20 protein-coding genes are annotated in these 24651 nt (G+C 61.5%); 15 read left to right on the forward strand and 5 right to left on the reverse strand.

Going from position 1 to position 24651, the window contains the following annotated elements; all coding sequences use genetic code 11:
- Entirely contained in the window at window positions 1-909 is a 909-nt protein-coding gene (locus OHD62_RS07580) for a hydrogen peroxide-inducible genes activator (protein WP_263781848.1), read from the reverse strand.
- A gap of 129 nt (window positions 910-1038) precedes the next feature.
- On the opposite strand from OHD62_RS07580, the gene katG reads away from it, so the two are divergent.
- Complete coding sequence (gene katG, locus OHD62_RS07585; protein WP_263781849.1) at window positions 1039-3237, forward strand: catalase/peroxidase HPI; 2199 nt, start codon at window positions 1039-1041, stop codon at window positions 3235-3237.
- A gap of 77 nt (window positions 3238-3314) precedes the next feature.
- On the opposite strand, the gene OHD62_RS07590 is transcribed toward katG, so the two are convergent.
- Complete coding sequence (locus OHD62_RS07590) at window positions 3315-3992, reverse strand: MIP/aquaporin family protein (protein WP_263781850.1); 678 nt, start codon at window positions 3990-3992, stop codon at window positions 3315-3317.
- 266 nt (window positions 3993-4258) lie between these two features.
- On the opposite strand from OHD62_RS07590, the gene OHD62_RS07595 reads away from it, so the two are divergent.
- From OHD62_RS07595 to OHD62_RS07625, 7 genes are all read left to right on the forward strand, one after another.
- The gene (locus OHD62_RS07595; RefSeq protein WP_263781851.1) at window positions 4259-5548 is read left to right on the forward strand and encodes an RsmB/NOP family class I SAM-dependent RNA methyltransferase; all 1290 of its coding nucleotides are present in this window, start codon (window positions 4259-4261) and stop codon (window positions 5546-5548) included.
- A 119-nt stretch (window positions 5549-5667) separates the two neighbouring features.
- On the forward strand, window positions 5668-6126 hold the full coding sequence (locus tag OHD62_RS07600) for a PaaI family thioesterase (protein WP_263781852.1): 459 nt from the start codon (window positions 5668-5670) through the stop codon (window positions 6124-6126).
- Between the two features lie 154 nt (window positions 6127-6280).
- On the forward strand, window positions 6281-6937 hold the full coding sequence (locus tag OHD62_RS07605; protein WP_412177359.1) for a 5'-methylthioadenosine/S-adenosylhomocysteine nucleosidase: 657 nt from the start codon (window positions 6281-6283) through the stop codon (window positions 6935-6937).
- 55 nt (window positions 6938-6992) lie between these two features.
- The gene (gene guaA, locus OHD62_RS07610) at window positions 6993-8555 is read left to right on the forward strand and encodes a glutamine-hydrolyzing GMP synthase (RefSeq protein ID WP_263781854.1); all 1563 of its coding nucleotides are present in this window, start codon (window positions 6993-6995) and stop codon (window positions 8553-8555) included.
- A gap of 546 nt (window positions 8556-9101) precedes the next feature.
- Window positions 9102-10316, forward strand: a complete 1215-nt coding sequence (locus tag OHD62_RS07615; RefSeq protein ID WP_263781855.1) for a glycosyltransferase family protein — start codon at window positions 9102-9104, stop codon at window positions 10314-10316.
- Between the two features lies 1 nt (window position 10317).
- Window positions 10318-11562 (forward strand): glycosyltransferase family 4 protein, encoded by a 1245-nt coding sequence (locus tag OHD62_RS07620; RefSeq protein WP_263781856.1) that lies wholly within the window; start codon window positions 10318-10320, stop codon window positions 11560-11562.
- Entirely contained in the window at window positions 11559-12755 is a 1197-nt protein-coding gene (locus OHD62_RS07625; protein WP_263781857.1) for a glycosyltransferase family protein, read from the forward strand. Before OHD62_RS07620 ends, OHD62_RS07625 begins: the two co-directional genes overlap by 4 nt.
- Before the next feature lie 99 nt (window positions 12756-12854).
- On the opposite strand, the gene OHD62_RS07630 is transcribed toward OHD62_RS07625, so the two are convergent.
- Complete coding sequence (locus OHD62_RS07630) at window positions 12855-13526, reverse strand: class I SAM-dependent methyltransferase (protein WP_263782325.1); 672 nt, start codon at window positions 13524-13526, stop codon at window positions 12855-12857.
- A gap of 188 nt (window positions 13527-13714) precedes the next feature.
- On the opposite strand from OHD62_RS07630, the gene OHD62_RS07635 reads away from it, so the two are divergent.
- The 4 genes from OHD62_RS07635 to OHD62_RS07650 all read left to right on the forward strand — a co-directional run bounded on the left by OHD62_RS07635 (window position 13715) and on the right by OHD62_RS07650 (window position 18339).
- A complete protein-coding gene (locus OHD62_RS07635; protein ID WP_263781858.1) occupies window positions 13715-13975 on the forward strand; it encodes a hypothetical protein in 261 nt (86 codons plus the stop codon).
- A gap of 17 nt (window positions 13976-13992) precedes the next feature.
- Window positions 13993-16707 carry an ABC transporter transmembrane domain-containing protein gene (locus OHD62_RS07640; RefSeq protein ID WP_263781859.1) on the forward strand — a complete coding sequence of 905 codons (2715 nt, stop codon included), beginning with the start codon at window positions 13993-13995 and terminating at the stop codon, window positions 16705-16707.
- A gap of 192 nt (window positions 16708-16899) precedes the next feature.
- Window positions 16900-17349 (forward strand): cyclic nucleotide-binding domain-containing protein, encoded by a 450-nt coding sequence (locus tag OHD62_RS07645; RefSeq protein ID WP_263781860.1) that lies wholly within the window; start codon window positions 16900-16902, stop codon window positions 17347-17349.
- Window positions 17350-17484: 135 nt separating this feature from the next.
- Window positions 17485-18339: an MBL fold metallo-hydrolase gene (locus tag OHD62_RS07650; RefSeq protein WP_263781861.1), complete on the forward strand. Its 855-nt coding sequence runs from the start codon at window positions 17485-17487 to the stop codon at window positions 18337-18339.
- A gap of 1 nt (window position 18340) precedes the next feature.
- On the opposite strand, the gene OHD62_RS07655 is transcribed toward OHD62_RS07650, so the two are convergent.
- Both OHD62_RS07655 and OHD62_RS07660 read right to left on the reverse strand, forming a co-directional pair.
- On the reverse strand, window positions 18341-19105 hold the full coding sequence (locus OHD62_RS07655) for a polysaccharide deacetylase family protein (protein WP_263781862.1): 765 nt from the start codon (window positions 19103-19105) through the stop codon (window positions 18341-18343).
- Window positions 19102-20190: a glycosyltransferase family 4 protein gene (locus OHD62_RS07660; protein WP_263781863.1), complete on the reverse strand. Its 1089-nt coding sequence runs from the start codon at window positions 20188-20190 to the stop codon at window positions 19102-19104. Before OHD62_RS07660 ends, OHD62_RS07655 begins: the two co-directional genes overlap by 4 nt.
- A 92-nt stretch (window positions 20191-20282) precedes the next feature.
- On the opposite strand from OHD62_RS07660, the gene OHD62_RS07665 reads away from it, so the two are divergent.
- The 3 genes from OHD62_RS07665 to OHD62_RS07675 all read left to right on the forward strand — a co-directional run bounded on the left by OHD62_RS07665 (window position 20283) and on the right by OHD62_RS07675 (window position 24509).
- A complete protein-coding gene (locus tag OHD62_RS07665) occupies window positions 20283-21443 on the forward strand; it encodes a DUF3095 domain-containing protein (RefSeq protein ID WP_263782328.1) in 1161 nt (386 codons plus the stop codon).
- A gap of 115 nt (window positions 21444-21558) precedes the next feature.
- A complete protein-coding gene (locus OHD62_RS07670; RefSeq protein WP_263781864.1) occupies window positions 21559-22902 on the forward strand; it encodes a nucleotide sugar dehydrogenase in 1344 nt (447 codons plus the stop codon).
- A 266-nt stretch (window positions 22903-23168) separates the two neighbouring features.
- Window positions 23169-24509 carry an adenylate/guanylate cyclase domain-containing protein gene (locus OHD62_RS07675; RefSeq protein ID WP_263781865.1) on the forward strand — a complete coding sequence of 447 codons (1341 nt, stop codon included), beginning with the start codon at window positions 23169-23171 and terminating at the stop codon, window positions 24507-24509.
- Window positions 24510-24651: the final 142 nt, after the last annotated feature.

Here is a 24651-nt window from a genome sequence, read left to right on the forward strand (position 1 = left end):
TCACACCCCCAGCACCGCCGCGTCCAGCCCGCGAATAATCTTTGCCAGTTCCACGCACTCGTCGTGCCGCACCTTGTTGCGTCGCCATGCCAGGCAGATCGTGCGTTGCGGCATCGGCTCCTGGAACGGCACGATCTTGAGATTGGGCAGAGCGCTGGCCGGTCCTGCCGCCATTTCCGGGATCAGCGTGACGCCGAGCCCGTGCGCCACCATCTGCAAGAGCGTCGTGAGGCTGGTGGCGCCGTAGCTTGCCATCGCCACCGGGCGCACGCTGCCGCAGACGGCGAGTGCCTGTTCGCGCAGGCAGTGGCCTTCCTCCAAGAGCATCAGCCTTTCCAGCGCCGGGCTTTCCGGCGGCACCGGCGGCGAGGCGAAGGCGGGATCGCCGGCAGGCACGGCGAGGAAAAACCGGTCGCAGAACAGTTCTTCGCTGACCAGCCCGGGTTGATTGAGGGGCAGGGCGGCGATGAAGGCGTCGAGCCTGCCTGACGCACTATCCTCAATCAGCGAGGCGGTCACCGCTTCGCGCAGTTCGAGTTGCAAGGCGGGGAAATGCCGTTTCAGTTCCGGCAGCGCATGCGGCAACAAATAGGGCGCGACCGTCGGGATGATGCCCAGCCGGAAGCGCCCTTCCATGGCCGGGCGGCCGCGCCGGGCCGTCGTCTCGACGTCACGGATATCGGCGAGAATGCGCTCGATGCGGGGCTGCAAGGCCAGCGCTTCGTCGGTCATCCGCACCACCTTGCCGCCGCGCTCGAACAGCCGGCAGTTGAGCCTCAGCTCCATCTCGGCGATTTGCGAGGATAGCGCCGGCTGGCTCACACCGGCGAGTTTTGCGGCGCGGCCGAAATGCAGCGTCTGCGCCAGCGCCTCGAAATACTGCATCTGCCGGACGGTGAGACCTATCATAAGGAAAACCTATCGGAATAAACAGGAAAGGCAATTTGTTTTTATCGGCAATGCGGCCTAGTCTGGAATCATTCCAGAATGGTGCGGCCACTGGGCTTGCCCGGAAAACTCAGCAAATCGGAGACGAAAATGGACGCTCAGACTGACGATCCCAGCACGGGCAAATGCCCGGTCGTGCACACCACCATTGCCAGGGCCAACCGCGACTGGTGGCCGAACCAGCTGAACGTCCAGGTTCTCCACCAGCAGTCCTCGCTGTCCGACCCGATGGGCGAGGCGTTCGACTACGCCGAGGAGTTCAAAAGCCTCGACCTGAACGCCGTGATCAAGGACCTGCATGCGCTGATGACGGACTCGCAGGACTGGTGGCCGGCCGACTTCGGTCATTACGGGCCGCTGTTCATCCGCATGGCGTGGCACAGCGCCGGCACCTATCGCATCGGCGACGGCCGTGGCGGCGCCGGAGCCGGCCAGCAGCGTTTCGCGCCGCTGAACAGCTGGCCGGACAATGTCAACCTCGACAAGGCCCGCCGGCTCCTGTGGCCGATCAAGCAGAAATACGGCCGCAAGATCTCCTGGGCCGATCTGATGATCCTCACCGGCAACGTCGCGCTCGAATCGATGGGCTTCAAGACCTTCGGTTTCGCCGGCGGCCGCGCCGATGTGTGGGAGCCCGAACAGGACATCTACTGGGGTCCCGAAGGCAAGTGGCTGGCCGATGAGCGCTACAGCGGCGACCGCGATCTGCAGAACCCGCTCGCCGCCGTGCAGATGGGCCTGATCTACGTCAATCCGGAAGGCCCGAACGGCAATCCGGATCCGCTGGCCGCGGCGCGCGATATCAGGGACACCTTCGCGCGCATGGCCATGAACGATGAGGAGACCGTCGCACTCATCGCCGGCGGACACACTTTCGGCAAGACCCATGGCGCCGGCGATGCGTCGCTGGTGGGCGTCGAGCCGGAAGGCGCCGACATCGAGCAGCAGGGCCTCGGCTGGGCGAGCAAGTTCGGCACCGGCAAGGGCGGCGACGCGATCGGAAGCGGCCTGGAAGTGACCTGGACCACGACGCCGACAAAATGGAGCAACAACTTCTTCGACAATCTGTTCGGCTTCGAGTGGGAACTGACCAAGAGCCCGGCCGGCGCCCATCAGTGGACGCCGAAGGGTGGCGCCGGCGCCGGCACCGTGCCGGACGCGCACAACGCCGGAAAGCGTCACGCACCCTCCATGCTGACCACCGACCTCGCTCTGCGGTTCGACCCTTCCTACGAGACGATATCGCGGCGCTTCCACGAGAACCCGGATCAGTTCGCCGACGCGTTCGCCCGCGCCTGGTACAAGCTGACCCACCGCGACATGGGCCCGCGCGTGCGCTATCTCGGCCCGCTCGTTCCCGCGGAAGAACTGCCCTGGCAGGACGTCGTTCCGGCGGTCGATCATGTCCTGATCGACGAGCAGGACGCAGCAGTGCTCAAGGCCAAGATCCTGGCGTCCGGCCTTTCGGTGCCGCAACTGGTCGCTGCGGCCTGGGCTTCGGCCTCGACGTTCCGCGGCTCCGACAAGCGCGGTGGCGCCAACGGCGCGCGCGTCCGTCTCGCGCCGCAAAAGGACTGGGCCGTCAACCAGCCGGCCGAGCTGGCCAAGGTGCTCGACAAGCTCGAAGCGATCGGCAAGGAATTCAATGCGTCGCAGTCTGGCGACAAGAAGGTTTCGCTTGCCGACCTGATTGTTCTCGGCGGCGGTGCTGCCATCGAGAAGGCCGCGAAGGATGCCGGAAACGACGTGAAGGTTCCCTTCACGCCGGGGCGCATGGACGCCTCGCAGGAGCAGACGGACATCCACTCCTTTGCGCCGCTGGAGCCGACCGTTGACGGCTTCCGCAACTATGTCAGCGGCAAGCAGCGGCTGACCGTGGAGGAGGCGCTGGTTGACCGGGCACAATTGCTGACGCTGACGGCGCCCGAGATGACGGTTCTGGTCGGCGGCCTGCGCGTACTCGGCGCCAATGCCGGGCAGTCCAAGCACGGCGTCTTCACCAGGCAGCCGGAAACGCTGAGCAACGACTTCTTCGTCAACCTGCTCGACATGGGCACGGAGTGGAAAGCGACGTCGGACGCCAAGGACGTGTTCGAGGGCCGCGACCGCAAGACCGGCGAAGTCAAATGGACCGGCACCCGCGCCGATCTCATCTTCGGTTCGCACTCGCAGTTGCGCGCGCTTGCCGAAGTCTATGCGACGGCGGACGCGAAGGAGAAGTTCGCCAGGGATTTCGTAGCGGCGTGGACCAAGGTGATGAACGCTGACCGTTTCGACCTCGCGGCCTGATCCAGGCACAAGATTTCTCGACACAACAAAAAGGCGCGGGCCGTGGCCCGCGCCTTTTTGTATTCAAGCTTCGAAAATCAGTCCTTCTCGAAAATGCCGGCCTTGGCGACGACGCCGGCAATGGCGCCGCCGATCAGCGGTGCGACGATGAAAAGCCAGAGCTGGCTGATCGCGGCACTTCCCGAAAACAGCGCCGGGCCGATCGAACGGGCCGGGTTGAGCGAGGTGCCGGTGACCGGGATGATGGCAAAATGCAGCCCGGCAAGCGTCAGGCCGATGACGAGGCCGGCGAAAGCGGTCGTATGCTTGGCATTGGTAACGCCGAGGATCACCGTCACGAAGGTGAAGGTCCCGATCAGCTCCCACAGGAACGCCGAGCTGACGCCCCATTTCGTCGTATCCCAGCCATTGGCGCCGAAGCCACCGGTGTGTCCGCCGACCTGGCCTGAGACGATGATCCACAGCGCCAGCGACGCGATGATGGCGCCGATGACTTGCGCGATCCAGTAGGGGATGACGTCCTTGGCCGGCATCCGGCCGGCAAGGAACACGCCGAGCGTCACCGCCGGATTGAGATGCGCACCCGAGATCGGGCCGATCGCATAGGCCGCCGCAATAAGGCCGATGCCGAACGCCAGACCGATGCCTTCCTGGCCAAGCGGCAGCGCGCCGCCGAAACCGCCCGTCACCACCGAAGCGGTGCCGATGAACACCAGTAGAAATGTACCCAGAACTTCCGCCAGATAAGTCTTCATTGCCCTCTCCTCGTAATTTCCCGTCGATCCGCTTGCTGTTCTTGGCGAATCACGCAGCGGAAGAGTATCGCAACCTGAAAAGTTTGAAAGCACGAGCATTGCGCCAGCCGGCGCGCTTGTGCGCTCCACTTGCGCCATTTAGGACGCTCCGGCGCTTTGAATCCTCGTATCGTGCTTTTCCGAAAATAGATTCCGATTTCCGGACCGATGCGATAGAGCAGGGCCGAACGCAATTTGCCGACAAGGCCAAACAACGGAACAAGAAAATGCGATTGGGAGGACGGCTGGCGGCGGCCATCGAAGTGCTGGAGGACATTAGCCGGCGCCACCGTCCGGTGGCCGACGCGCTGAAGGACTGGGGCCTGTCGCACCGCTTCGCCGGCGGCGGCGACCGCGCGGCGATCGGCAACATCGTCTATGACGCGCTGCGCCGCAAGCGCTCCGCCGGCTGGCTGCTCGGCGAGGACACGCCGCGCGCTACTGGCTTCGGCGCGCTGCTGCTCGAATGGGACCAGACGGCGCAGTCGCTGAACGGGGCGCTCGACGGCGACAAGTTCGCGCCGCCTTTGCTGAGCGGCGACGAATTGAAAACAGTCGCCGATCGCCGGCTGGCCGATGCGCCGGCCGCGGTGCGGGCCGATATCCCCGATTGGTGCGAACCGCTTTTCGAGCGGGCCTTCGACGGAAGCTGGGTCGGTGAGGGCGCGGCACTCGCCACCCGTCCGCCACTGGACATCAGGGTCAACACGCTGCAGGCCGATCGCGCCAAGGTGCTGGCGGAACTGACGCAGACCGGCGCGAAAGCCGCCGACATCGCGCCGCATGGCATCCGTATCCCGCCCATCGACGGCGACGGCCGGCATCCGAACGTGCAGGCCGAGCCGGCCTTCCAGAAGGGCTGGTTCGAGGTCCAGGACGAGGGCTCGCAGATCGTGGCGGCACTTGCCGGCGCCGAGCCTGGCATGCAGGTTCTCGATTTTTGCGCCGGCGCCGGCGGCAAGACGCTGGCTCTGTCGGCGGCGATGGGTAATACAGGCCAGGTCTTTGCGTATGATGCCGAAAAGGCACGGCTGGCGCCGATCTTCGACCGAATTCGCCGTTCGGAAAACCGCAATGTGCAGATCGTCAGCAAGCCGGCGGAACTCGCCCCCCTTGAGAACCACATGGACATCGTTCTGGTCGATGCACCTTGCACCGGCAGTGGCACCTGGCGGCGCCGGCCCGATGCCAAATGGCGGCTGACGCAAAGACAGCTCGATGCCCGCAAAGCCGAGCAATCGGCGATCCTCGACGATGCCAGGGCCTTCGTCAGACCCGGCGGCCTGCTGGTCTACATCACTTGCTCGGTCTTCGACGAAGAGAATGGCGACCAGGTCGCGGCCTTCCGGGAGCGCCATGGCGACTTTGTTCCGGTCGACCACCGGGAGCTTTGGGACAAGCGGTTTCCCGGCCACGCGGCCGCCGCACGCATTGGCGCCGCGGGCGGCATCTCGCTGTCGCCGCTGCTCAGCGGCACTGACGGGTTTTATGCCTGCGCGCTGCACAAGGCCGGCTGAGCCTTGCCGGCAAACGAAACCGGGCGCGCTGGGATGGGATTGCTGCAGTGCAGCAAAAGCGATTGCCTGTCGCCCACACCTCTGCAATAAGCTTTTTCTGCAGATGCAAAGGCGAGGCCATGGCAGCAAAGATCGTACCCGCCCCCGACTATGAGGACCGCGTCAGGACGTCCTTCGCGCGCCAGAAGGCCATGACGACCATCGGCGCCGAACTGACGCTGGTGACGCCTGGCATCATCGAAATCGAGATGCCCTACTCGGCGGCGCTGACCCAGCAGCATGGCTTCCTCCATGCCGGCGTCATTTCGACGGCGCTGGATTCGGCCTGCGGCTACGCGGCGTTCTCGCTGATGCCGGAGAATTCCGGCGTGCTAACCATCGAGTTCAAGGTCAATCTCCTGGCGCCAGGCCGAGGCGAACGCTTCCTGTTCCGCGGTTCGGTGACCAAGCCCGGTCGCACCATCATCGTCGCCGACGGCCAGGCCTATGCCTTTGCCGCAGACGGCGAGGCCAAGCTGATCGCCACCATGACCGGAACGATGATGACCGTGGTTGGACGCGATGGCATTGAAGGATGAGGAGTGATCCGCGTAGCGCTCGAAAAGCCCCCAAATGGGCTTTTCGAGCGACGAACGCCCGGAGCCATGGCGAAGGGTCGGGGGCCGGTGAGGGCACGTCGCCTTCTAGCCTTCCGGCTCAGGTAGAGAGGAACAGATCATCGTGACCGCCAAAATGTCTCGCCTGTCGGGCAGGGATGTCCTCTTTGTCATGGCCGCCGAAGCCGAATACGGCCCGCATCTCAAGCGGCTGTTCACGCCATTGATGACGGGCGTCGGGCCGGTCGAGGCGGCTGTCAGGCTCAGCGCCGAACTGTCCTGGCTGAAGTCCGAAAAGGCGCTGCCGGACCTCGTCGTATCGCTCGGTTCGGCGGGTAGCCGCACGCTTGAACAGACGGAAATCTACCAAGCCGTTTCGGTCGCCTACCGGGACATCGACGCCTCGCCTTTGGGCTTCGAGAAGGGCGCGACGCCGTTTCTCGACCTGCCGGTGACGGTGCCGCTGCCGTTCAGGATTCCCGGCATCAGGGAGGCGACGCTGTCGACCGGCGGTGCGATCATTTCCGGTGGTGCTTATGATGCGATCGCCGCGGACATGGTCGACATGGAGACCTTTGCCTGCCTGCGCGCCTGTCAGTTGTTCGGCGTGCCGCTTGTTGGGCTGCGCGGCATTTCCGATGGCGCTGCCGACCTGAGGCATGTCGGTGACTGGAAGGAATATCTCCACGTCATCGACGAGAAGCTGGCCGACGCCGTCATGCGGCTCGACCAGGCGATCGCCTCCGGAGCCCTGCGATTTGATTCATCGCGTGAAGATGCGGAATCGGATTGAGAGAGACGCCTCGCAACCCATTGCGCCGACTCATTTCTTTCTCTAAACGCTCGCCATGAAAACAGCCAATCATCCCGACACCGTCCTGATTGTCGATTTCGGCAGCCAGTTTACGCAGCTCATCGCCCGCCGCATCCGCGAAGCCGGCGTCTTTTCCGAGATCGTGCCCTTCCAGTCGGCCGAAGCGGCCTTCAAGCGCATTAATCCAAAGGCGGTGATCCTGTCCGGCGGCCCGGCCTCGACGTCAGACATAGGCAGCCCGCGCGCGCCGCAGATCGTCTTCGACGCTGGCGTGCCGGTGCTCGGCATCTGCTACGGCCAGATGGCCATGTGCGTGCAGATGGGCGGTGTTGCCGAAAGCTCCGACCATCGCGAATTCGGCCGCGCCTTCGTCGAGATCGAGAAGGACAGCCCACTGTTCGAGGGCCTGTGGGCGCCCGGCCAGCGGCATCAGGTGTGGATGAGCCATGGCGACCGCGTCATCTCCTTGCCCAGGGGGTTCGAGGTGCTCGGCAAATCGGAGGGCTCGCCCTTCGCCATCTTCGGCAATGTCGAGCGCAAAATGTACGGCATCATGTTCCACCCCGAGGTAGTGCACACGCCTGACGGCGCCCGGCTGCTCCGGAACTTCGTCCACAACATCGCCGGCATCGAAGGCGACTGGACGATGCGCGCCTACCGCGAGCACGCCGTCGAGACGATCCGCAAGCAGGTCGGCAAGGGCAAGGTGATCTGCGCGCTGTCGGGCGGCGTCGATTCCTCGGTCGCGGCACTGCTGATCCACGAGGCGGTCGGCGACCAGCTCACCTGCATCCTCGTCGACCATGGCCTGATGCGCAAGGACGAGGCGGCGGGCGTGGTGGCAATGTTCCGCCAGCACTACAATCTGCCGCTGATCCTGGTCGATGCCTCCGATCGCTTCATCTCGGCGCTGGAGGGCGAGGCCGACCCCGAGAAGAAACGCAAGACCATCGGCCGGCTGTTCATCGAGGTGTTCGAGGAAGAGGCGAAAAAACTCGGCGGCGCCGATTTCCTGGCGCAGGGCACGCTCTATCCCGACGTCATCGAAAGCGTCTCCTTCACCGGCGGCCCATCGGTGACCATCAAGTCGCACCACAATGTCGGCGGCCTGCCCGAGCGCATGAACATGCAACTGGTCGAGCCGCTGCGCGAACTGTTCAAGGACGAGGTCAGGGCGCTCGGCAAGGAACTCGGCCTGCCCGACAGTTTCATCGGCAGGCACCCGTTCCCGGGTCCAGGTCTCGCCATCCGCTGCCCCGGCGGCATCACGCGCGAAAAGCTGGAGATCCTGCGCGAGGCCGACGCCATCTATCTCGACGAGATCCGCAAGGCCGGCCTCTACGACGCCATCTGGCAGGCCTTCGCCGTGCTGCTGCCAGTGCAGACGGTCGGCGTGATGGGCGACGGCCGCACCTATGAATTCGTCTGTGCGTTACGCGCGGTGACCTCGGTCGACGGCATGACGGCGGATTTTTATCACTACGACATGGCGTTCCTGGGTGCTGCCGCCACGCGCATCATCAACGAGGTGCGCGGCATCAACCGCGTCGTCTACGACGTGACGAGCAAGCCGCCCGGCACCATCGAGTGGGAATGATTCAGACCTACCCAATTGCCGCCGAAACTGGGTCGATGCTCGCCGTAGCCATTTGAAAACAAAATAAATCATTCCAAGGACAGTCAGCAACTATCGGTGGGCAGAGATTGGCGGTGACGGACCGATTGACGGGCCTCGGCATATTGCCCGTTCCGAATTTTCAAAGTACCGTCACGAACAACGAAGCTCATGACGGTACTTTGCCTTAAAGCATTGAAAATATAAGAGATTTCCTGTCGAGGAACCTCAAAATTGTACTGACGGGACTTTTCAGGAGGTAGTAGGCGTGTTGACGGATGCCGCCATTAAGGCACTGAAACCAAAAGAGAAAATTGTGTTTGTGTGTTCGACCTGTCTCTAGTGAGCGCGCGACGCCGGCTCGTTGACCTCAAAGCGCGAGACGCAGCTTCCTGGCTTCAGCGTATGGACCCTCTTGGGTAGTACAGATTGAAAATTGCGCCCTCATGTTTCAAAACAGGTCGGTAGACCCGCGAGGATGGTTTCGCCCACGGTCCTCAAGGCGAGAATTCTAAAAGACGTTCAACAATGACCCAGCACGTACAAAACGCTCGAATTCTCATGTACAGCCACGACACGTTCGGGCTCGGCCACTTGCAGCGCTGCCGGACGATCGCGCATTCGCTGGTCGAGGATTTCCGCGGACTTCAGGTGCTTATCATTTCGGGTGCGACTATCGCTGGCGCCTTCGACTACCGCGCCCGTGTCGACTTCGTGAAGATCCCCAGCGTCATCAAGTTGCGCAACGGCGAATACACCTCGCTGGAAAAGGATATCGATCTGCATGAGACGCTAAGGATGCGCCAGTCGATCATCCGCCACACAGCCGAGACCTTCCGGCCGGATATCTTCATCGTCGACAAGGAACCGCTCGGCCTGCGCGGTGAGATCGAGGACACGCTGTCCTACCTCAAGACGCGGGGCACCACGCTTGTGCTTGGCCTGCGCGAGGTGATGGACGCGCCGCATCTGCTCGATGCAGAGTGGGCACGCAAGGATGTGATGCGCAAGATAGGCCTGTTCTACGACAAGGTCTGGGCCTATGGTCCGCCGGATTTCTACGATCCGTTGACCGGCTTGGATGTGCCGCCGGCTGTCAGGGCAAAGATGAAGTTCGTCGGTTTCCTGCAACGGAGCCTGCAGAAGAACGAGTTGCCCGGCCACCGGCCCGAGGGCGATTATATCCTCATTACCACCGGTGGCGGCGGTGACGGCGCCGACTTGATCCACGACGTCATCGATGCCTATCAGCAGGATCCGCAATTGCAGCATAGGGCGCTGATCGTGCTTGGGCCTTACATGCCGGCGCGCCAGCGCAACAAGCTGCTCAAGAAGGGATCCAGGATCCCCTATATCAAGATCATCGAGTTCGACAACCGCATGGAAGATCTGATTGCCGGCGCCAAGGCGGTAGTGGCGATGGGCGGTTACAACACCTATTGCGAGATATTGTCTTTCGACAAGCCGGCGCTGATCGTGCCGCGCATCATGCCCCGCGAGGAACAACTGATCCGCGCACGGCGTGCAGCCGAACTCGGTCTCATCGAGATGCTTTTGCCGGAGGAAGCCAAGGATTCCCAGCGGTTTGCCGATGCACTGAAGGTGCTGCCGGACCGGCCCCGCCCATCGCAGAGCAACCCGCATCTGACGCTGGAAGGGCTGCCTCATATTTCCGAAATCGTCGCGGAACTGCTCGACCGGCGGGCCGGCCATCACCTTTCGGTCATTGAAGGCATGAACTGAGTTGCAACATCGCAAGATCGTCGTGGTTCTGAAGGGCTATCCGCGGCTGTCGGAAACCTTCATCGCGCAGGAACTGCTCGGTCTGGAGCGTGCAGGGTTCGACCTGATACTCGTCGCGCTCAGGCGGCCGACCGACGCAAAACGCCACCCCGTGCATGACGAGATCAAAGCGCCCGTCCATTATCTGCCGGAATATCTGCATGAAGAGCCGCTGCGCGTGGTTCGCTCGCTGTTTGCTTATCTGCTGCGGCCGGGCTTCTGGCGCGCTCTCGGATCGCTGGCGGCCGATATCCCCCGCGACTTTACGCGCAATCGCGCGCGCCGCTTCGGGCAAGCGCTCGTGCTGGCGGCCGAATGGCCGGAAGACGCGGGCTGGCTGCATGCACATTTCGCGCACACGCCGGCGTCGGTGACGCGCTATGCCAGCCAGCTTCGTGGCCTGCCCTGGAGCTGCTCGGCCCATGCCAAGGACATCTGGACTTCGGCGGACTGGGATCTGGCTGGCAAGCTTGCCTCGGCGCGCTGGACGGTCACTTGCACGCAAACCGGTTTCGACCGTCTGAAAAAACTCGCTAACGGCAACTCGTCTGTGCATCTGAGCTATCATGGGCTCGACCTTGATCGCTTCGGCAGTTTCGGCGAGGCGCGAAAACAGCATGACGGCTCGGCGCCGGACGAACCGGTTATCGTTCTGAGTGTCGGGCGCGCCGTTGAAAAGAAAGGTTACGATACCTTGCTGGAGGCCCTTGCCCTCTTGCCCGGTGATTTGGCGTGGCGTTTCGAGCATATCGGCGGCGGCGAGGAACTGGAACGGCTCAAGGCGCTGGCGCAAAAGCTCGGACTGGATGGTCGCGTCTCTTGGAAAGGCGCGCTTGCCCAGGAGGAGGTGCTTGAGCACTACCGCTGCGCCGACATCTTCGCCCTGGCTTGCAGGATCACCGCAAATGGCGACCGGGACGGTCTGCCGAATGTTTTGGTGGAGGCGGCTAGCCAGCGGCTTGCCTGCGTGTCGACCGATATTTCCGGCGTGCCGGAGCTTTTATCGCCGGATGAAACCGGGCTCCTGGTTCCGACGGAAAACCCAATTGCCCTGGCACAGGCGCTGGAGCGCCTGATCCGTGATCCTGTGCTGCGTGCCCGCCTCGGCGACGCCGCAGAGCGGCGCGTGCGCGGCAATTTCGATCATATGGCAAGCATTGGACAGCTCAAGGAACTGTTCGAGCGGGAGTGGCGGGCCGCCGAATGAAGCGGCTGCGCGCTTTCTTCTATGTTCAGCACCTGCTCGGTATCGGCCATCTCGCGCGCGCCAGCCGCGTTGCGGCGGCTCTGGTCGATGACGGGTTTGACGTAACCGTCGTGACCGGCGGAGCGCCGATCGCGGGGTTTCCGGGACTGGGTGTAAAATCTGTAACCCTGCCACCTGTCACCTCCGGTGATGAAGGATTTTCCGGACTTGTCGACTTGCAGGGCAAACCCATCGACGATGATTTCAAGAAATGGCGTTCAGAGATGCTGCTGCAGGCATTCCGGGATTGCAGGCCTGATATCGTCATTGTCGAGGCGTTTCCATTTGGACGCCGGCAGATGCGTTTCGAACTCTTGCCGCTGATCGAGGCCATCGACGCGACGTCGCCCAGACCGCTGCTGGCGACGTCGGTCCGTGATATCCTTCAGGAGCGAGTCAAGCCGGGCCGAAACAAGGAAACGGTCGATCTCATCAACAGGTATTTCGACCTTGTTATGGTCCACGGCGATCCGGCTTTCGCAACCATCGACAAGACATTTCCACTGGCTGGGGCGATCAGGGCCGAGGTCACCTACACAGGGCTCGTTGCCGCGCCCCCATCGCCCGCGGCCTCCGAGCGCTTCGACGTTCTGGTGTCGGTTGGCGGCGGGGCTGCCGGAAAGAGCCTTGTCAGCTCCACCATCGCAGCGGTGCGGAATGCCAACAATGGTTGGAAATGGTGCTTGATCACCGGCCCAAACCTGCCGAAAGACGAGTTTGACGCGATCGCACGCGATGCCACGCCGGGCCTGTCCATCTTCCGGTTCCGCGAGGATTTCGCCAGCCTGCTGACCGGCGCCCGCCTGTCAGTCTCGCAGGCGGGTTACAACACGGTCTGCGATGTCCTGCGCGCGGGTTGTCGCTCCCTGCTCGTTCCATTTGCAGCCGGCGGGGAAACCGAACAGACGGTTCGCGCCCTGATGCTCGAAGAACTCGGTCTTGCAACGGTGCTGATGGAAAAGGACCTAACGCCTGAAGGTTTGGCGCAAGCGATCGAACAGGCGCTTGTGGGACCGACGCCATCCGCGCATCGCCTCGATCTGGAAGGCGCGCGTCGCTCCGCGCAAATCCTGCGCGAGCGGTATCGAACATGGTCCCTAAAAGTGAGGCCCGGTTTCGGAAAGTTTCATGATCAAATAGACGATAGATCCTGACGCGCGTCGCGTCTGGCGAGATTTGTGCGACGCGCATCAAGTCTTTGTTTTTGTGCATGTCGTTGTCCCAAACCGCTACGCACTTTTGGGCGAAATGCGTTAAACAGTTCCAATCAGCATGAAGCGCGTATAATTTTTTGTCGGCAGTTCGCCGGAGAACCGCACCTCCCGTAGCGCCGCCATTGCTTCGAAGGCTGCAAGTGAAGCCACGCAGTTGATGTGCGTCGGCTCGCTGAAATAATCGTTCGATTGCAGCAGTACATTCGTGCCACGCGGAAGCAGAGCAAGCCAGGCGCGCAGATCGGCTATGTGTTCGCAGCTCGTATTGACCATCAGGTCGGGCCGCCCGGCCGCATAGTCGAGTGCGTACATATCTGCCGTCAGCGCCCGGAACCGGTCGCCCGCTTCCCGGTTGAGGGTCCGGGCGACCGGCGCGACTTCGGGATCGATGTCGATGCTATCGATCGCCGCGATGTCGAAGCGGGCGTCGTTGAAAAGCATTGCCGGCAATACGCCGTACCATCCACCCAAAACCCATATGCGACGGAACCGGCCACCGCAGCTTTCGAACAGCCTGTCGAGCGCCCACATCTTGCAGGCGACCTGCTTGTGGTTGAAGGCGTTGGCGATATCGGCCTTCGGATGCTTGGTGACGACGCGCGCCAGCCCTGCCACGAGAGGGCAGTTGACATAGGCAGCAATCCCCCGCGTGAGGTCCAAGGCTTGCTCATGCCAGTCCATGCCGGCATTGCGTGGTCGCGTGACATCCATCATATTCGTCTTGTATGTTGGGATTTCGGGCGACACAACGCAATCTTGCCTCCTGCAAGGCTGTTTGATTCGCGGACGTGATTATGCTGCAAGCCGCTTCGCCATTGGCCGGTGCCGGAGAGAGCCTGTTGCATCTGTCCGGACCATCGGCGTCCATCCGACAGCACCAGCCTCGCAGCTGCGGCCTCGTGCTGCTCGGCTATTCGCCAAAATCCTATGGAAGCCGCGAACCGTTTGGCCAGCCGCTTTCTTCGCTGACCAACAATGCCCATGTCGTTGTCATCGACCATGCGCCGGAACTGGATCGCGCCGCCTCGCAGGTTCCTTCCATCGTTGAGCGCAGGACAATTTCAGTGCACTGCGGCTTCGAGCTTGTCGTTGGCGACGAAGAAATTGCCGATACGCCATTCGCCAGCAGGTGCGTCTACATCCTGCATCCTTTCAACTGAAGGGTCCGCAGTCGCATATGGAACCCAGCCTAGCCCGCTATATCTGGACGCACACCAAGAAGCAGCAGCTCTGGATATTGATGATCGTCGTGCTTTCGATGGTCCCGTATTTCATGTCCTTCGACCTGCCGAAGCTGATCGTCAACGGCCCGATCCAGGGTGGCGGCTTCGAGCAACCGGGCGCGACCCAGCCATTCATGAGGCTACACTATAACCTGCCGTTCATCGGAGAGGTTCAGTTCTTCTCCGGTTTTCAGCTCGACCGCAACGCGACGCTGTTTGCCCTGAGCCTTGTGTTCCTCTTGCTAGTCATCATCAACGGGCTGTTCAAACTCTACATCAACACCTACAAGGGCCGCCTCGGCGAGCGCATGCTGCGGCGTATCCGTTTCGATCTGGTCGACCGTGTGCTGCGTTTTCCGCCGGTTTACTTCAAGCGGGTGAAATCCGCCGAAGTGGCGACCATGGTAAAGGACGAGGTGGAGCCGCTGGGCGGCTTCATCGGCGATGCCTTCGTCCAGCCGGTACTACTCGGCGGCCAGGCGCTGACGGCCATGCTGTTCATCATGGTCCAGAATGTCTGGCTCGGAATGATCGCGGCCGTGATCGTGGGGATCCAGATCGTGCTCATCCCGCGAATGCGGCGGCGGCTGATCGTGCTCGGGCGCGAGCGGCAGTTGACGGCGCGCGCTCTTTCGGGCCGGGTTGGCGAAATCGTCGATGGCATCGGCGCGGTTCACGTCCACGATACATCAAACTACGAGCGCGCCGACATAGCTGCCCGGCTCGGGCTTATCTTTAAAATCCGCTTCGATCTTTACCAATGGAAATTCATGGTGAAGTTCCTCAACAATTTTCTCGCGCAGCTCACGCCCTTTCTGTTCTACATGATCGGCGGGTATCTGGTCATCCAGGGGCGGCTGGACGTCGGCCAGCTCGTGGCAGTGATCGGCGCTTACAAGGACCTGCCCGGACCGATGAAGGAACTGATCGATTGGGATCAGGCGCGGCAGGATGTCCAGGTCAAATATCAGCAGGTCGTTGAACAGTTTACCGTTGAGGATCTCATTGCGCCGAGAATCGGGGCATTGACGATCGACGATCCCGCTCCGATGACCAACCCCCTGTCGGCCGTCAGTCTGTCCATGGTAGACGATGGCGGTGCAATGCTCCTCAACCGTATCTCCCTCCAGATCAAGCCGGGTGAGACGGTGGCGCTGGTCAGCACCACAACAGGTGGAGCGGAGGCGCTTGCAGAAGCCTTCGCGCGGCTGAACTGGCCGGACAGCGGAAGGGTCGCTTCGGGTGCCGATGACCTGCTTGAACTCCCCGAAGCAGTGACCGGCCGGCGCATGTCCTATGCCTCGTCGGATGTTTTCCTGTTCCAGGCAAGCCTCCGCGATAACCTGCTCTACGGGTTGAAGCATGCGCCGCTGACATCGGTGCCTTATGACGGTGCTGCGGCAGACCAGCGCCGCTGGAACATCCAGGAGGCGCGCCGGTCGGGCAATCCGGAGCTTGATATCCACAGCGACTGGATCAACTATGCTTCCGCCGGCGCTACCGGCCCGCACGACCTCTTTGAAGCCGTGCGCCGGGTGCTCGACGCGGTTGTTCTGTCGCGCGACATTCTGGATCTTGGCTTGCGCTCTTCGGCCGACCTCACGCGTCACACGGAGCTTGCCAGGCGGATCGTCGAACTGCGTGCGGCACTGCGAACCCGGCTGGAACACGAAGGGCTGAGCGGACTGGTGGCTCCTTTCGAACCGGGCGCTTACAACAAGGAAGCAACGATCGGCCAAAACCTGCTCTTCGGCGCTGCCGCCGGCCCCGAACTGGCCGACAGGGCTCTGGCGGCCAATCCCTATTTTGCTTCTGTGCTGAAGCAAGCCGGCCTCGATCGCACGTTCTACGAAATGGGCATGGAGATCGCCGAACAGGCGATCGAGCTGTTTGCCGACCTGCCGCCCGATCACCAGTTCTTCCAGCAGCTCGCCTTCATGAGCGCCGAGGAGATACCCGCCTACGAAAGCCTGCTGCAACGGCTCAAGAACCGTCCCTACGAGGCGGTTTCGGAGAGCGACCGCGCCATGATCGTCACCTTGAGCTTTGCCTATATCGAGCCCCGGCACCGCTTCGGCCTGCTGAGCGACGAGCTCATGAGCAAGATCGTCGCTGCACGCAACCGGTTCTATGAAAACCTGCCGCCCGAGCTGCAAAATGCGGTCGAACGGTATGATCCTGCCAAATACATTGCCGCGGCCACCGTCATGGATAATGTCCTGTTCGGGCGTGTGGGCAACAACCATCCCGACGCGCCGGACCGCATACGCTCCATCGTCTATGACATTCTTGACGAACTGGGGCTTTATGCCGAACTTCTGGATGTCGGCCTGGACTTCAACGTTGGCTCAGGCGGCAGGCGGCTGACCGGCGGACAGCGACAGAAGCTCGATGTTGCCCGGGCCCTGCTCAAGCGTCCCGATTTTCTCATTCTCAACCGGCCGCTGTCGGCACTCGACCAGCGCATGCAGGATAAGGTGCTGCGAAACGTGCTCGAGGAAGCCAGACGCGACGGCCATTCACCAGCAATTGTGTGGGTCGTGACGAATCCGGCAATGGCGATGATGTTCGATCGCGTTATCGTCTTCGACTCGGGTCAATTGGTGGAAGACGGAACACACGAGACACTTTTGGCAGGAAGCGGTATCTTTAAGGAACTGCTATCATAGAGCATTGGACATTCAGATGGGATCATCCTGCCGGTGGGAACTTGTTGCAAGGTCAAGGGATTGAGGTTTCCGGCTGATCGGGCTCGCCACCTTTCGCGTGGTTCGTCTCGCCATCCGGAAACAGAATTGATTCCATCGGGGTGTCGGTTGTTCTAGTCTCGCAGACGTGAAATTTTGGGAAGGTTTGCGACAATGCTGCTCAAGGATGAGGTTGGAATGCTGCAACGCGTTCCCTTGTTCTCTGGCATAGAGCCGACAAAGCTCAAGCTGCTTGCGTTCACATCCGATCGCGTGAGCTACGGCGCCGGCCAGATCCTTTTCCGGCAGGGCGACGAGGGAGACGCCGCCTACGTCATCCTTTCAGGCAGGGCGGATATTCTGGTCGATTCCGACAGCGGACCGATAAAAGTTGCCGAACTGATGCCAAATTCGATTGTTGGCGAGATCGCCATATTGTGCAACAGCTCCCGCACGGCCACCGTCAGAGCCGCATCTCCGCTGGAAGCCTTGAGAATCCGCAAGGATCATTTCCTGAGGCTTATGAAGGAGTTCCCTGAAATGACCATCGAGATATTGCGGGTTCTTGCCGATCGCCTAAACCATACGACCGCGGATCTGATCGACGCACGAAGCGCCAAATAACGAATGACTTTCGCTCGATCCTCGCCGTCGTGATGGCACTGGCCTCTTACTGACAAGATCACCTGGAGAAAAACCTGTCTCGCCTAGCAGCGGTTGTTTGGCTACGATGGGCGACAGGGACTGCGAAGGGGTAGCATGGACGACGACGTTTTCCTGGTCAGGTTTTGGGGCGTGCGCGGCAGCATTCCGGTATCGGGGCCAGAATTCTCTCGCTATGGCGGCAACACAATCTGCGTTGAGATGCGATGCGGCAAGCATACGCTTCTGTTCGACGCGGGCTCTGGCCTACGGTCCGCCGGCCGGGCGTTTCGGGCGTCGGGCGTGACCGATTTCGACCTGCTTTTCACCCATTGCCATTACGATCACATCATCGGGCTGCCGTTTTTTGTGCCGATCTATGACCGGAGCGTCAAGGTTACGCTTTGGTCCGGGCATCTTGCAGGACGCATGACGACCCGGCAGATGGTCGACGAGTTCATGCGGCCGCCGTGGTTTCCGGTGAAACTGGATATCTGCAAGGCAAGCCTCGACTGCCGCGATTTCGTATCCGGAGACGTGCTTCGGCCGCGCGAAGGGGTGGTGGTCCGAACCGGCAGTCTTGTCCATCCGGGCGGCTGCATAGGCTACCGGGTGGAATGGGGCGGCCGTGTCGTGGCAATGATCACAGACACTGAGCACGAGTCGGACAAACTCGATCAGGCGGTGCTCGGCCTGATCGAAGATGCCGACCTCGTCATTTACGACTGCGCCTACACCGAGGAGGAAATGGAACGCCACCGCGGTGACGGGCACTCGACATGGCAACAGGGCGTCAAGCTCTGTGAGGCGGCCGGTGCGCGGGGGCTTGCGGTGTTTCATCACACTCCGACACGCACCGACGAGGAACTGGACGAGATCGAGAAACTGGCCAAGGACAGGTTTGCCGGCGCATTTGTCGCGAGGGATGGCCAGACGCTTAAATTTCCAGTCTCATTGCACAAAGAGCACTGAGCTATTTTCCCCTACCGGCGTAGCGCCCGATCAATGTCCTGATCGGAAGCCATGCGCAGGCTTTGGTCTGTGCGGTGACTGTGAACAGCCGTTCGAGGAAAAGCCAGGCCGATTCATCATGTACGAGATGGTGGGTGAGCAGGCCGACCGGTTCGCCGCTGTCGACTGAATGCTGCAATTGCGCGATGATGGCCTGAACCAACAGGCCATGATCGCGGCAGCCGCGCGTGCCATGCCAATCCATGATGTCGACATTGCTGTTGATGACCGCCAGTGAAGCCGGCTTCAGCGGCCCAAAGACCGACAATGCCGCAAATCCTATCGATCCAAGGTCGGATACCAAGCCGGCGTCGATCCTGTTCCAGGGTGGCACCAGCATCGGAACGGTACGTGCGCCGTGCAGGCCGGTTACGTGCGACAGTCCGCGAGCCAGATCATCGAGCACCGCCTCGCGTGGCCGATGCGCGCCGAGCTCCTGCTTTTTCTGGTCCTCGGGCGCATGATTTCGGTGCGCCCAGCCATGGATGGCGACCGTGGCATGCGGCGCCTCGTCAAGCCGGACGACAAGCTTCTCATCAGTCAGGGCCGGAATGACGGCCAGAGTGACCGGAACCGCGAACTCACCGGTGAGGTCGAGCAGCCGATCAAGCGCAGGCGTTGGATCCACGGCGTCATCGTCGCGCAGCCAGAACTCTGCCTTACGGTCCGCCCGTTGCCGGCACGCCAGTTCTTCCACCAAGGGCTGCCATATCTGATCGGATGTCATGAAACCGCGATCTTCGCAAAAAGTTCGGTCAGACGCGCCGCTGCACCACCGAGGGAACGTTCTTCGAGGATGAAACGTCTGGCTTCTGCGGCCATGATGGTTCTTTCGTCGTTACGGGCCAGAAGCCTTTCAATGGCAGAAGCGAGCGCCGCCACATCGCCCGGCGGGGTGAGAAACCCGGTCTGGCCATCCCGCACGACCTCCGGCACGCCGGCGATGTCCTGAGCCACCACCGGAAGGCCGGCGGCCTGTGCTTCAAGATAGGCAACGCCATAGGCCTCGCCGTAACCCGGCCAGACGTAAATTCCCCCACTGTAGAGGACATCCGGCACGGCGGCCGGCTCAATCGCGCCAAGCCATTCGATACGGTCGGCGGGCAAGTCGGCGAATTGCGCTTTGACCTCGTCACGGGCAGGCCCGTCCCCGACGACCGACATGGTCCAGGGCAGGTGGTCGATCGAGCCGAGCGCTTGCGCCAGCATGCGATAGCTTTCGACTTTGTCGCCCGGGCGCATCATGGCGACTGTAACGAGGCGCGTCGGACAACCCCGTGCCGGTGTTTCCCAGAATACCGATGTGTCGATGAAGGGCAAAAGCATAGCGAGAGCGGCGTCGGGAATCGCGTCTGTCAGTCCCTGACGATCCCTTTGCGTGAAGCAGATGTTCAGCGCTGCCTGTTCGATGGCTCGCGCCACCAACGCTTGCGTATCGGCCCACAAGCCGGCGTTGCGCCGCCTCGAATAGGAGGCTTCCGCTGTCACATAGGGGACAGCAAAGGCCGACGCTAACTCGGGTCCGATCAGGTCTGGCGCCTTGTAATAGGGATGATAGGAGAACCAAAGATCGGGCTTGCCGTCGCGATCCCAAAGCTTTTTCAGCCGCGCGGCTTCCTCTCGGGCCTCGATCTTGAGCGTATCGAAACTTTTCAACTCCGGTTGGCGTAGATAGAAGCGCAATTCGGATGCTAGTTCGATGCTATGCCCTCCATGCTCCAGCGCCTTGACCAGCATCCGTGCCATCTGACGGTCGCCGGAGACAACGGGATGATTGGGCGACTTCAGCGGCGCGTAGAAGGCAATTCGCATCGCCGAACCCTATCATCGGAAAGCTTGCGCAAGTCAATTTCGAAGCATGATCGACTTCACCTTCAAGCAGTGGAATGTGCTATCTGATGCTCATGGAAACAGCTGCCGCGTCCGACCCGTTTGTCGCTTCCTTGCCGGTCTTCGCAAAGTTCGAAAGCGTTGCCGATATCGATAACTATCGGCCTCTCCCCGATGGCTGGGCGCTGGCCACCGCCGACATCGTCGGCTCGACCAAGGCGGTCGAGGCTGGGCGCTACAAAACCGTCAATATGGCCGGCGCCAGCGTCATTTCGGCGCTGCTCAATGCGCTGGGTCGGCAAGATCTTCCCTTTGTCTTCGGCGGCGACGGCGCGCTCGTGGCGTTTCCCGGCTCGGCGCTGGAGATCACCCGCAGCGCGCTGGCGGCTGTCCAGAGATGGGTGGCGGACGAACTGGACCTGACCTTGCGTGCCGCAATCGTGCCGATAAAGGATATAAGAGCGCAAGGCCTCGACGTTCGCGTGGCGAGGTTCCAGGCCTCCGAAGCGGTCTTCTATGCCATGTTCGCCGGCGGTGGCGGCAGTTGGGCGGAAGCCGAGATGAAAGCGGGGCGCTACCGCATCGATCCTGCGCCGGCCGGCACGCGGCCGGATCTGACCGGCCTCTCCTGCCGCTGGAACCCGATCGAAGCCCGGCATGGCGAAATCGTCTCGATCATAGCCATACCGGGGGCGTCACGCGACTTGCGCGGTTTTCAGTTTCTGGCTTCCGACATCATCGCCCTTGCCGGCAGGCATGAACGCGATGGCCACCCGGTGCCGGTGAACGGGCCGGGCTACAGTTTTCTGCCCGCCGGCCTCGATATCGAGGCGCGGGCCATGGCACCGGCAGGATGGCGATGGCTGTCGAAGCTGTGGATAGTGTTCCTGATGACGCTTACGGCTGTTACCGATAGATATGGCTGGACGATCGGCCGTTTCGATCCGAAGATCTACAAACGCGACGTGGCCAGCAATTCGGATTTCCGGAAGTTCGACGACGGCTTGAAGATGACCATCGACGTTGACACGGATGTGTTGCAACGGATCGAGAACCGGCTGAAACAGGCGGAAGAGGCGGGCATCTGCAACTATGGCCTGCACCGCCAGAAATCGGCCTTGATGACATGCCTCGTCGCCTCGCCGCTGCAGCGCGATCACGTTCATTTCATCGATGGCGCCGCCGGCGGCTATGCGATGGCTGCCGCAAGACTGAAGGCGAAGACCCCGGTCTGAGGACGGCTTGCGGAAATCCATCTTCCGCAATATGCCTCGGCCATGGTTCTTGGGACCAGGTGAGCCTCGCCATGGAAGCGAACAGCCTGTCCGAATTGACGGGAAAGCAGATTTTTTGGACGCCTCACGATCGACATATGACCGTCTTCTGAACCGAATTTCGACGCGTGTCGCACAAGTCGGCGTGATCGGACTGGGCTATGTCGGGTTGCCGCTGGCAGTTGCGATCGCTCGCGCCGGCTTCCCGGTTTTCGGCTTCGACATCGAAGCCCAGAAGGTCGAGAGCCTGAACAACGGCCAATCCTACATCGAGGCGGTGACGTCGACAGCCCTTGCCGGCCAGGTGGCGAGCGGACGGTTCCGCGCCACTGCGGATTTTGCCGAACTGGCCGTCTGCGATGTCATCATCATCTGCGTTCCGACACCGCTGACGAAACACCGTGAGCCGGACCTCTCCTTTGTCAGGAGCACGGCAGGCACGATCGCGAAGCATCTGCGTCTCGGCCATCTGATCGTGCTGGAATCGACCACCTATCCTGGCACCACCGACGACGTGATCAAGCCCATACTGGAAGAAACCGGCTTGCAGTCGAAGATAGACTTCTTCCTCGGCTTCTCGCCCGAACGTGAGGATCCCGGCAACCGCAACTTTGAAGTCGCGACGATCCCCAAGGTCGTGGCAGGCGACGGCGCTGAAGCGGCGACGCTCGTGCAGGCTTTCTACCAGGGCGTGGTCAAGACCGTCGTTCCGGTTTCCAGCACGGCGACCGCCGAGGCGGTCAAGCTGACGGAAAACATCTTCCGCTCGGTCAACATAGCCCTCGTCAACGAGTTGAAGGTCGTGCTCGGTGCGATGGGCATCGACATCTGGGAGGTGATCGAGGCGGCAAAGAGCAAGCCCTTCGGCTACATGCCTTTCTATCCTGGCCCCGGACTTGGCGGGCATTGCGTTCCGATCGATCCCTTCTACCTGACGTGGAAGGCGCGCGAATACGAACTTCCGACCCGCTTTATCGAGCTGGCAGCAGAGATCAACACGGCCATGCCGCGTCATGTGGTCGATGAACTGGCGAAGGCGCTGGACCGGCGCTGCGGCAAGGCGCTCAGCCGCTCGCGCATTCTCATCATCGGGCTCGCCTATAAAAAGAATGTGCCCGACATCCGCGAAAGCCCCTCATTGCGGCTCATTGAACTCATTGAGGAATGGGGCGGCAAGGCGGAATTCCACGATCCGCATGTTTCCGAGATCCCCACCACACGGGAGCATATGGCGATCAAGGGGCGCCGCTCGGTCGAATTGACCGAGGCGGCCTTGAAGGATTTCGATGCTGTCGTCGTTGCAACCGACCACGACGCGATCGACTATCAGGCGATCGCTGATCACGCTCTTCTAATCGTCGACACACGCAATGTTTTTGGCCGCCTCGGGCTAGCCCGAGAGACGGTGGTGAAGGCCTGACGGTGTCTGAGCCGGCGATTTTTTTTGCCCGATGTCAGGATGGTGATTGCACTCTGCCGGCTGTCTCGCCACATAACGCCCCAAGAGATCGATGCAGTTACACCTATTCCTCGCTGCAAGGACAGGCATTCGGGAAAGTCTTCGTCGCTTTTTGCCGCCGAAGCCGGCCTCGTTGACTTCGGGGCGCTTATCTTTGGGTCGTTGGTGGGCTGTGTTATGGCAGATCAAAGGATAATGGCTCCGTCTTCGACGGGTTTCGAGATAGCATGAGCACAGCACAAGCAGAAATTTCCACCATTCTCATGGATAAGGTTGCCGATTGGCTGAACCAATCGGCGCTGGCGGGCAACGACCTGGAAACATTGGTAAAAGGCTTTTGTGAACGGCTGGCTGCCGCCGGCCTGCCGCTGAAGCGGGTGCATTTGAGCTTTTCGATGCTTCATCCGCTCTATGACGCGCTTGGCTTCACCTGGATTCGCGGCCAGGGCATAGAAGTGGAAGGCTTCCGCAAAAAGGACGGCGTGCATTCTGACAGATTCCTGACCAGCCCATACTACCATCTGCTCAGCAACAAGCTCGACCATCTGCGGCGCCGGTTCGACTCGTCGGTGCCGTCGGAATTTCCTATTTTCGATGAACTCAGGCTTATGGGCGTCACCGATTACATGGCTTTCGTCCATCCCTTCAGCGGCAACACCAGTCAGGGCATGATAGGGTCCTGGTCCACCGACAGTGCTTCAGGCTTCAGCGACAGCATGATTTCGGGGCTGCTGCGCATCCAGAACCATCTCGCTATCGCAACCAAGATGGCGGTGCTTACCAAGCTCGCCGACAACATGATGACCACCTATCTCGGCGGCGACGCCGGCAGGCGCGTGCTGGACGGCCAGATCAAGCGCGGCGAGGGCGACACAATCCGGGCCGCACTGGTCATGGGCGATATGCGCGGGTCGACGAGGCTGGCCGAAACCTCCGGCCGCGAAATCTATATCGATACGCTGAACCAGTTTTTCGATGCCATTGCTGCACCTTTCAATCGCGGAGGCGGGCAGATCATGAGTTTCCTGGGGGATGGCTTCATTGCCGTCTACCCCTGCGAAAGGCACCGCGCGCAGTCCGAGATCGCCTGCCAGACTGCTCTTGCGGCAGCGCACAAGGCCAGCGCTCGCATGATGGAGCTCAATCTGCGCAGAAAGGAGCAGGGGTTGAGCGACATAAAATTCGGTATCGGCCTGCATGTCGGCAATGTGATGTTCGGCAATGTCGGGCTTACCGACCGGCTCACATTCTCTGTCTTCGGCTCGGCTGTAAACGAGGTCCAGCGCCTCCAGACCCTGACCAAGAAATATCCGCACAGCGTTCTCGCCAGCAAAGACTTCGCCGGCTATTGCGGCGCCAACAGCTGGCAGACGCTGGGCAATGAGGAACTGGCGGGCATCAAGCAGAAGCTGACGGTGCTTTCGCCCGATCTGTCGGGTGCTCTCGCACTCGATGACGACGGTGCGCTGGAGCCGATTCACGACCGAAGATCGGACGCCGAGCAGGTCATTCTGCTTCATCGCGATGCCGCGCGGGTGTCGGCGGGCGACCCGAGGAAGCTCCAGTAACCGCCGGGATCTGACCCGAACGCCTTTGGTAGGCAGTCCAGTCGCCGGTTCCGCCACTGGCGACCGTTTCGAATCCAAGTTGCTCTAAACTGGCAATGCGCTAGTCTCGTCTTCTGGACCTGCCAGAGTGGGGCTGGTATGA

The sequence above is a fragment of the Mesorhizobium sp. YC-39 genome (assembly GCF_025753795.1).
Classification (GTDB): Bacteria; Pseudomonadota; Alphaproteobacteria; order Rhizobiales; family Rhizobiaceae; genus Mesorhizobium.